This window comes from Robinsoniella sp. RHS, from assembly GCF_001029355.1.
Classification (GTDB): Bacteria; Bacillota; Clostridia; order Lachnospirales; family Lachnospiraceae; genus Robinsoniella; species Robinsoniella peoriensis.
Window position 1 is genome coordinate 26,587 of record NZ_JNGB01000102.1, and the last position, 10,023, is coordinate 36,609.

The window sequence follows — 10,023 nt, forward strand, 5'->3', positions numbered from 1 at the left end:
TAGTATCAGGTATAGAATGAATTGGGATATTCAATGAATGAAAAAGGCAGGGGAGAAAGATATGTCAGTTAAAACAGTAAAGAGTATGATCGCATGGGTAGAAGAGAATATAAAAGGAAACCCTACCTTGGAGGGAATGTCCTGTCATGTAGGATATTCTGCATTTTATTGTTCTGCAAAATTCCATGAATATACCGGGATCTCTTTCAAAAAATATATAGCAACCCGAAAATTATGTCTGGCTGCCGAAGAGATTGCAGCAACGGACCAAAGGTTTTTGGACATTGCAGTGGAATACGGATATTCTTCCCAGGAGGCATTTACCAGGGCTTTTGTGAAACAGTTCGGAAGAACTCCGGGGCAATACCGAAGATATGGGATGAGAGAGGGGAATATTGCGGAGGTTAGAGAGAAAGGGAGTAAGATATGTTGAAAAAACTGGGCAGAAATGATGTGTGCTGGTGTGGAAGCGGTAAAAAATATAAGTTATGCCACGAAGGATTCGATGGAAAATTACAGGAACTGAAGCGAAAAGGATACCGGATTCCAAACCGGAATATGATTAAGACAAAAAAGCAGATAGAGGGAATACGGGAAAGCGCAAAAATAAACATTGCCATTCTGGATGAGGTTGCAAAACATATACAGGCGGGCATGTCCACAGAAGAAATTAACAGAATCGTTCACGAAACTACAATTACATTGGGAGGAATTCCGGCACCGCTGGATTATGAAGGATTTCCCAAAAGCGTCTGTGTTTCCATAAATGAGGAAGTATGTCATGGAATCCCGGATGAGGAGCGGATTTTAGCGGATGGGGATATTGTAAATGTAGATGTTTCCACCATTTACAATGGGTATTTCTCAGATTCGTCCAGAATGTTCTGTATCGGTGAGGTCAGCCAGGAAAAAAAGAAACTGGTGGATATCACCAGGGAATCGATTCAGATTGGACTGGATGAAGTAAAACCCTGGCAGCCCATCGGCAATATGGGGCATGCCATCCACGCATATGCCATGAAAAACGGGTATACAGTGGTTAGAGATATCGGAGGCCACGGTGTAGGACTGGAGTTTCACGAAGACCCATGCGTCAGTTATGTTACAGAACCGGATACCGGAGTGATCCTGGCACCGGGCATGATTTTTACGATTGAGCCTATGATAAATATGGGAACGGATGAGGTTTTTGTAGATGATGAAAATGGATGGACGGTCTATACGGATGACGGGAAGCCATCGGCACAGTGGGAAGTGATGGTGCTTGTCACAGAAGAAGGATATGAGATTCTTGCCTATTGAGTTGTGTTATGCCGAAAAATCTCACGATAAGTCTATCTCGCAGATTCCGTCTGTAATAAGAGAGGATTTTATTCTTTAAATAAACTATGATGATAAAAGAGGTGATACAAATGGAATGGATAGAACAATTAAATGAAGCGATTAAATATATTGAAGACAGTCTGAGCAGGGAAATAGAAATCAAAAAAGCAGCTCAGATAGCCGGATGCTCCACATATCATTTCCAGCGGATGTTTTCTTATATAGCAGGTGTACCTTTAGCAGAGTATATCAGACGAAGGAGGATGACCCAGGCAGCTTTTGATCTGTGTAATGGAGATAAGGTTCTTGATGTGGCATATCGTTACCAGTACGAATCCCCTACGTCATTCAACCGTGCATTCCAGGGAGTCCATGGATTTCCGCCTTCTGCAGCAAAGCAGCAGGGCGTTACATTAAAGGCATACCCGCGTATCAGCTTAAAAATGGTGATTAAAGGAGAAGCGGAGATGGAATATCGTATTGAAAAAAAGGAAGCATTTCGAATTGTAGGAATGAAGGAAAGCTTAAGTAAAGAGCTGGAAGAGAATTTCAGGGAAGTACCGCAGATGTGGGCTAAGGCAGCGCAGACAGGCATTCTGGAGAAACTGGCCGGAATGATGAATCAGGAAGTCAAAGGAATTCTGGGAGTAAGCGCCTGCCTGGAAGAAGATAACTGGTGCTATTATATTGGAGTGGCTACAGACCAGCCTGCAATAGAAGGAACAGAAGAATACATGGTTCCGGCTGCTACCTGGGCTGTATTCTTTGGAACAGGTACCATGCCGGACAGCATCCAGGATATTGAAAAAAGAGCTGTGACAGAGTGGCTGCCAACTTCCGGATATGAATACGGAAATGCACCGGATATCGAATTGTATTTAAGTCCGGATCCTGCAAATGCTGTATTTGAGGTCTGGATGCCAGTTGTAAAGAAATAATCTATCTAAATGCAAATGGGATGCCTGCAGTTATTTATCACTGCAGGTATCCCATTCTTCGTCCAGTAAATTCGTGAGTTCTTTGTAATTTATACCATCCAATATATATTCCATAAAATATTTTTCTGCATTTTTATAAAAACGGTTAGGCCAGGTGCCGCTGGGGTCATCGATATACTGGTTTTTATCCACATATTTTTCGATATCCTTAGAAACGGTATCTTCCGGAATGGGGGCACCAATTACACTGGAAAAGGTCTTCGTACTGTCTACATAGATTTCTGCAGCTTCCTGTGTCGAGAGAAAATCCAGGTACAGCTTTGCTTCTTTTGGATGTTTGGTGTCGGCGCTTATGGATAAATAATAGTCACAATAGTAACTGATCTTACTGCGTTCCGGATCATCGGAGACCGGCAGGGGAATGAATCCCAGTTCCACATCCTTATTATAGGTCTGAATGAGTGAAGTTGCCCAGGACCCCTGAAGCATCATGGCTGCGTCACCATTGGCAAGCATAGAACAGGCATCCATATAACCCACTTCAAATGCGGTATCGGTATTGCCATAGGCATAGACGTAATTCTTCGGTATATCAGCGATTAACTGCCACTGCGGGGTATCGGAAAAGGATACTTCTCCCTTGCTCCTTTTCTGATTCCAGTCGGGGTAAGTTCCATACACCGCATAAAAGGCGGGCCGCAGAGAAAAATGCCCAACCCACAGGTCTTTGTATCCAAGGGCAAAGGCCGCAATGTTTTTCGAAGCCAGCACCTGGTGGACTTTCGTGAGTTCTGACAGCGTCTTAGGGGGTGTCAGGTTGTTTTCCCTGAAAACAGTTTTGTTATAAATTACGCCTACACCGGAATATCCAATGGGGAAAAAATAATCCCGTTTATCTTTTACGGTGTCAAAGGTTACCTTTTTTACATTTTTCATAAAAGGTTCATCGGTCAGATCCATAAGAATTCCGGCATTTGCTTCAATGGTGGTAGCGGAATAGATATCCGGTGTCCGGTTCTGAGCCCTTCTGTTCTGCATGGTCAAGTCGAAATTGCTTGGTGTTTCATAGTGCACGGTAATATTCGGATATTTTTTGTGGAAAGCATCTGCCAGTTTTGTGTAGGCTTCCGGTGCTTCCTGGCGTCCATGCATAACATAAAGATTTACCTGATCTGCATCAGTGGTTTCAGAAGTGTCATCTGTGGCTGAAAGTGAAAAACTGCAGCCGGCAGTCATAATCAGGATCAAGACAATCATTAAAGTAAAATAAAAATATTTTTTCATATATAGATTTCCTTTCAACCCTCATTCTCCTTGGTATCCAGCTTCTCAATGAGCGTTGGCGAGCAGGCAAAGTATTTTTTAAATGCTTTGGTGAAATAATAAGGGTTTTCATAACCTGCCATTTCGGCAATCTCCTTAATCAGGAAGGAATCACTGGATAATAATTCTTTTGCTTTTTCCATTCTTATTCTGGTTAGAAAACTGCTGAAGTTTTCACCTGTTTCTGATTTGAACAGGCGGCTCAAATAAATATGGTTCATGTAGTATTTTTGGGCAAATGCAATGAGACTGATTTCTTCACCATAGTTTACTTTTACATATTCGCATATTTCTTCGATTACGTTTTTCCCCGCGGGAACTTTGGCTTTTTCGATTTCATCCAGAATATCGTGGAAGATCTTTATGAGATACTGGTTAATCCGGGCGGTGGAACACATCGGGGTGACAATATTTACTGTATCTGATAATTCCGGGCATTTCATTTCTTTTTCAAAACATGCCTTTTCTAACTGCATGGCAGCACGTATCACGGCATTTTTATAAGTTGGAAGATGGTAGTAAGAAGCAGTTTTGGAAATAGAACCGATATGTTCTAAAAAAAGAGGGATCATTTTCCGGCTTCTATTTTTGATAATGCCGTTCAGTAATTTTTCATCCAGGGTGTAGGAGTAGGTTCTTAGGTTCAACTCTTTGATATCATCGTAAAATATGATTTGGGGAAGCGGCTGGCTGATCAGTTCATAATCCAGCGCAGCCTTCGCCTGCCGATAGGAAAGAGGGATGGACTGATATCCTTTCACAAAGGTTCCTGTCCCGCTTTTCATGGTATAGCCCTTGACATCCCCCAGTTTTTGAAATTCTGAGAATATGGAAGCCCGATGAAGCGGACGTTGTGGTGTTCCTTCCCATAAAAGGATAAACTCTTCTTTACGATGACGGCTTTTAAATAAAATACATTCTTTTCGTGTAATTTTTTCTTCGATGAAAGAAGTCCACTCCATCAGTTCTTCCTCGGATAGGGGAGTAATGGATGCGCCGGGTTCCAACTTTGCCACATAGAGAATCTGTACAGTGAAATATTTATCATTTAATTCAAAACCTATCTTAGACAGTTCCTCAATAATTTTTTCTTTTCCATAATCTTCGGAACTCACCAATGAATTTAATAATTTTTCCTGAAGAAGCGGTACGGTCTGCTGCATTTTTTCCTGTACTTCGATTTGCTCCAGGCGGTCTTTGCGTTTTGCATGAATCTTATCAATGGCTTTTCTCAGCACATTTCGAAGCTCCGTCTCTTCTACCGGTTTTAATAAGTATTCACATACAGAGGAATTGATCGCTTTTTTTGTATATTCAAAATCGGTATATCCGCTGATAATAATTTTTTCACAATCAGTATTTGAATCCATGAGATAGTCAAGCAGCGTACAGCCATCTCCGTTATTCATATTCATATCAGTAATGACCAGATCAACCGGATTGGTCTTTAAAAACTCAATGGCATCGGTGGCATTTTCGAATTCACCTGCAAACCCCAGATCGAATTCTTTCCAGGGGACAAGGTTTATAATGCCTTTTCGTACCCAGTATTCATCCTCACATATGATAGTACGGATCATTTTTAGTGCCTCCTGTTCTTAATTGCTTCTGCAAAATCACTCTGGTAATTCTTTCGTTTTATCCTTATCCAAGGGCAGTTTCAGAGTAATAACAGTCCCTTCATCCTGCTCACTGTCGATCTCCAGCAGAACATTTTTGTTGTAGTAAAGGCGCAAACGTGCATAGACATTTTTTATACCGATACTGGGACTGCTGTCACTGTAAAAGCCTGTAGCAGGTGTAAGAAGTTCTGTTTGAATCTGCTGCAGCTTTTCGGCCGGAATTCCGGCACCATCATCTGAAATCTGAATGATAAGCCAGGGATCTTCTTCTGTAACCGTTAATAAAATAAAAAGTTTTTCGTGTGATGGGCAGAACCCATGCATAATTGCATTTTCGATCAATGGCTGAAGTGTTAATTTTAACAGTGGAAAATCAGCATATTTTTCATCGGACTGGATCTGGTAATCCAGTTTTTCCAGGTGGCGGATTTTTTGGATTTCCAGGTAATGTACCACATGTATCAGTTCATCCTGGATGGTAGTGGAGTTTTCAGCTGTTTTAATACTGTATCGCATCATTTTTCCAAGGGAATTAGCCATAGTGGTAATCTCGGGTATATGGTTAATGGATGCAATGCTGGCTATGGACTGCAGGATATTATAGAGAAAGTGGGGGTTGATCTGTGCCTGCAGAGCTTTAATCTGAGCATCCTTTTGCCGGGCAGTCAGAACGTACTCCTGTTCAATTAAATCATTGATCCGGTCCAGCATCGTATTAAAACTCACGGAGAGCTCACCCACCTCATCATTAGAAGTGATCTCAGCACGGATATCCATCTGGTCGTTGGAAACAGCTTTCATAGTTCCGGAAAGAGATTCAATGGGGGTAGAGATCCTTTTGGACAAAATCCAGGTAATGAAAAGCCCCAGAGTCAGCACCAGAACGCCGACTAAAATGCTGAGCAATGCCACATGACGGCTTTCACGGGTGTAGACGGATTTTGGTATGAGGGAAATAATCCGCCAGTTATTTACCTGAATAGGAACAGGAAGCGCCATGTAGGTATTCTGGGATAAGGTGAGATATCCAATCGTTTTGCAGTTTAACAGGGTATCTGCTGCGCCCGGAACCTGAGTCAGACCGGTATCTGTGGTATAGATTACCTCTCCGGTGTCTGTCATAATGATATTTTGCATCCCGTCGTAAGCATTTAGTCCTCTGGTTAGTTTTTTCAATACTTCCAGATCGATGTTAAAAAATAATAGTCCCTTATTCTGATAATTTGTATTGACATTAGCAGTCTTTCTGACCACGGAAATTACTTCTTTATTTACATCATTTGCCCCACGTTTGTAATAGAGCTCCTGGTGGGAGGGAAGATATAGAATATTTGCATTCTCATTTTCTTCCAACTTATTTACGGCTGTCTGAAACCACGAAGGCGAGTCAGAAAATGAAAAATTGCGCTCTACATTCATTTCCCCGGCAATGCAGGAAATCAGCATGTCATTGGATGGGTTGATATAATTAATGCTGTGTATATAAAGGGAAGCTCCCAGTGGAGTGCTCAGCAGATCCGAAAGGTTATAGGTCAGCAGATAATTCTCCAATGGGGAAGCTTTACTGCTGGCATTATAAAGAGATGAAAAATTCGGACTGGTGGTAATGGAAGAATAAATCCGGTCTATTTCATCAAATATAACCTGGAAATCCTGATCAGCCAGAGTCGCCATCTGGTTATTTAAAATTTTTGCATTCCGGTTGTTAGAACGGCTGGAGATCATGTAATTCAACGAAATAGTAATCAGCAGCAGGAACAGTACCAGAATAAAAAATATGGTAAATAATTTTGTGCGGATACGGTTAAAGCGGTATTTGGGTTTCAAGTTTCACATCCTTATCTTTGCTATGAAAAATGTATGATTGTTAAGTATAAAGGTATTTTAACATTTTAAGTCTGAGTTGGCAATGAACAGAAAATCGCCTAATCCGCCAATGATAAGTGGGATATCCGGTTGAAATAGAGCTGTGGTACTAATGAAATTGGCGATAAAGCCCAGTATAAATGAATGTACCTTTACGATAATTTTTGATTGTATGTCCGCATTGATAAAGTAAAACTCACAATACTTAATGCCACGCACCAGGCAAGTGCCAGCCATAAACTATTTCCCAAAGGCAAATCAAGTGTCAGGGCTCTCAAACTGTCAATAATGGGTGTCATAGGCTGTATCGCTGCAAACCACTGAATGCCGCCTGGCATAGTGTCTACGGGAGCAAACCCCGAGCTCATAAAAGGCAGAATAAAAAGGGGAAACAGTAGTCCGCTCGCTCCTTCTACCGATTTTGATATCATCCCGCATAGTACAGCGATTAAAGTAACTGTAATATTTATCAGCAAAAGAAATAATACTGCCAAAAGCCAATCTATAAATCCAGCTTGCGGTCTAAAGCCGAGAATGAGAGCAGTTATGATAATGACGGCATTTGAAATGAGACCTCGTATCACTCCAGCACCTGTATGACCAATTAACACGGCGGATTTTGATATGGACATACAGCGAAAACGGTCTATGATGCCTTTTGTCATGTCAGATGTAACATTCATTGCCGAGTATTGAGATGCCTGACCGATACTTTGCAAGATAATTCCCGGTACGATAAAGTCAATGTAATTAAAATCCCCTACATCGGATATGCTTCCAAATACCGTACCAAATAAAACCATTAAAAAAAATGGTATTAAGGTTGCCGTCAGGAGTGTTTCGGGATTTCGCAAAGATATAATGAAACAGCGTTTAAACATGACCCATGCATCAAAAAAAATATTTACGTTAGATTTTTTCATATTAATGGCTCTCCTTTTTCTCATCAATCAGCGTTAAAAATACATCTTCTAAAGAGGGTAAGTTTTGTTCTATGCTGTCGGCAGCAATTCCATTTTCCGTTAAGAGTTTTATCGCTATACCGGCTTTTATCTCACTGTCAAAATTAAGCCGTACCCCTCTCTGGGGCATTTTTTCTTTCAGATACGTCGGTGTTCCCTCTGCGATGATTCTACCGTCATGTAAAATAGCAATATTATCTGCGAGATATTCAGCTTCTTCTAAATATTGTGTTGTGAGAAACACTGTTGTTCCTTTCTTTGCTAACTCTTTTACCAGATCCCACATAGCAATGCGGTTTTGGGGGTCAAGTCCTGTTGTAGGTTCATCAAGAAAAAGCACATCGGGGCTGCCCATAAGACTCATTGTTATGTCAAGCCTGCGCCGCATACCTCCCGAATAGGTGGACACTTTCCGGTTGGAGGCATCCCCCAAACCCGAAAAAGACAGCCACTCATTAACCGTATTTTTAAGGTTTGGCAGACGTTTTAGCTGTCCGATAAGAGTTAGATTTTCTCTACCTGTCAAAACTTCATCTACTGCTGTAAATTGTCCTGTAAGGCTAATACATTTACGTACATCATCGCCATTTGCTGCTACATCAAATCCGTTAATTTCAGCACTGCCGCCGTCCGGTTTCAGCAATGTGGAAAGAATTTTAACAACTGTAGTTTTTCCCGCACCATTTGACCCAAGCAGGGCAAATATGCTGCCTTTTCCAATGGTAAAGCTCACATCCTTCAAAACATGGTTTGACTTATAAGATTTTTCCAGCCTTGATACTTCAATTATTTTTTCTGACATTATTAACCTCCTTTTAATACATACGTATGTATGTTTAACCTGTAAATTTTACTGCCTAAAGAAAGGCAGTTAAAAATTATACTTTTATTCTTTTTTAAATTCAGAACTACCGAGTTTTAAATAAATCTCTTTCATTTCCTCATCCATTATAGGAAAGCCCAGCAATGTTGAGAGTTGCTCAAAGAACAAAACTTTATCGATATATTCCTCATAAGATACTTCAAATGCGTATGGACTAAGCCACGAGGCAGCAAGCCATGCAATCGTTTGTGATGTCTGTTTTGGAAAGACCACATTCATCGAGCCGTCTTTGTTACCTTCAATCAGTAACTTCTCCATATAAGTTGCCATAACATTTACCTGGAATATCATCTCATTTTTAAAAACAACTGGATTGTTCGCTAACTTCTTCATCTGTGCTTTCATACTGTCACTTGCATCTAAATGGGAACGCAGACTAAGTTTGGCTATAAAGCGAAATTTTTCAAGAGCGTTAAGTCCTTCCTGTTTATCAGCAAGCAGATAAGGGTTATCACATTCAAAAGATTTATACATAACACTTGAAATCAATTCTTCCCGGGATTTGAAATAATGGTAAAATGCTCCTCGTGTAACACCGACCTCCTTTACAACATCTTCAACGTTCACATTCTCCATTCCCCTTTCAGAAAAAAGGCGCATAGCAGTTTCCAATATATTCTGCTTTGTTTTTTGGTCTGGATCATGGCGTGGCATAGTATCACCTCCTGTACATACGCATGTATGTTGTTTTGATTATAGCTGTCAGTCTTAGATTTGTCAATGGCATTTGAAAAAAGTTACGTTGATTTATTTGGCATGGCATTTGAAAAAAGTTACGTAGATTCTGATTTTCTATGTCCATGTAGTTTATAAAAGAATAGTCATGGCCAGCCGGAAACAGAACAATAAGTGGAGGGAAACCCCATACAGCCATGAAAAGTTTATTTTGTTCACTACTAAAGTTTATTTAGTTCATTTTAATCAGGCGGATGAAAAGTTATAATTACCTCAGAAAACAGGAGAACATCCAAATGAAAAGGAAGGTAAGGAATTATGAAAAGAACAGTTAAATTTACAGCTCTTGCATTATCGGTTATGATGGCGGGCGGTCTGCTTGCAGGATGCGGAGGCAACAGTAAGTCTTCGGCAGAGGCGGCTACCGCAGC

9 protein-coding genes are annotated in these 10,023 nt (G+C 40.8%); 3 read left to right on the plus strand and 6 right to left on the minus strand.

Annotated features, from left to right (window positions below):
* Positions 1-61 precede the first annotated feature (61 nt).
* The 3 genes from RHS_RS23755 (at position 62) to RHS_RS23765 (ending at position 2,261) form a co-directional block, all read left to right on the plus strand.
* Positions 62-433, plus strand: coding sequence for a helix-turn-helix transcriptional regulator (locus RHS_RS23755; protein WP_044289678.1), 372 nt, complete (start codon positions 62-64; stop codon positions 431-433).
* Positions 427-1,302, plus strand: a complete 876-nt coding sequence (locus RHS_RS23760; RefSeq protein WP_047834554.1) for a methionyl aminopeptidase — start codon at positions 427-429, stop codon at positions 1,300-1,302. The genes RHS_RS23755 and RHS_RS23760 overlap by 7 nt, the downstream gene beginning before the upstream one ends.
* Positions 1,303-1,412: 110 nt before the next feature.
* On the plus strand, positions 1,413-2,261 hold the full coding sequence (locus tag RHS_RS23765; RefSeq protein ID WP_027296140.1) for an AraC family transcriptional regulator: 849 nt from the start codon (positions 1,413-1,415) through the stop codon (positions 2,259-2,261).
* Between the two features lie 30 nt (positions 2,262-2,291).
* Here RHS_RS23765 and RHS_RS23770 read toward each other — a convergent pair whose 3' ends face one another.
* The 6 genes from RHS_RS23770 to RHS_RS23795 all read right to left on the minus strand — a co-directional run bounded on the left by RHS_RS23770 (position 2,292) and on the right by RHS_RS23795 (position 9,571).
* Positions 2,292-3,545, minus strand: a complete 1,254-nt coding sequence (locus RHS_RS23770; protein WP_395014246.1) for an ABC transporter substrate-binding protein — start codon at positions 3,543-3,545, stop codon at positions 2,292-2,294.
* Positions 3,546-3,559: 14 nt separating this feature from the next.
* The gene (locus RHS_RS23775) at positions 3,560-5,164 is read right to left on the minus strand and encodes a helix-turn-helix domain-containing protein (RefSeq protein WP_027296142.1); all 1,605 of its coding nucleotides are present in this window, start codon (positions 5,162-5,164) and stop codon (positions 3,560-3,562) included.
* Between the two features lie 36 nt (positions 5,165-5,200).
* The gene (locus tag RHS_RS23780) at positions 5,201-7,033 is read right to left on the minus strand and encodes a sensor histidine kinase (RefSeq protein WP_047834556.1); all 1,833 of its coding nucleotides are present in this window, start codon (positions 7,031-7,033) and stop codon (positions 5,201-5,203) included.
* A gap of 191 nt (positions 7,034-7,224) precedes the next feature.
* Positions 7,225-7,995, minus strand: coding sequence for an ABC transporter permease (locus RHS_RS23785; protein WP_047834557.1), 771 nt, complete (start codon positions 7,993-7,995; stop codon positions 7,225-7,227).
* Between the two features lies 1 nt (position 7,996).
* Positions 7,997-8,836: an ABC transporter ATP-binding protein gene (locus RHS_RS23790; protein ID WP_047834558.1), complete on the minus strand. Its 840-nt coding sequence runs from the start codon at positions 8,834-8,836 to the stop codon at positions 7,997-7,999.
* Between the two features lie 84 nt (positions 8,837-8,920).
* Complete coding sequence (locus RHS_RS23795) at positions 8,921-9,571, minus strand: TetR/AcrR family transcriptional regulator (protein ID WP_047834559.1); 651 nt, start codon at positions 9,569-9,571, stop codon at positions 8,921-8,923.
* Between the last annotated feature and the right edge of the window lie 452 nt (positions 9,572-10,023).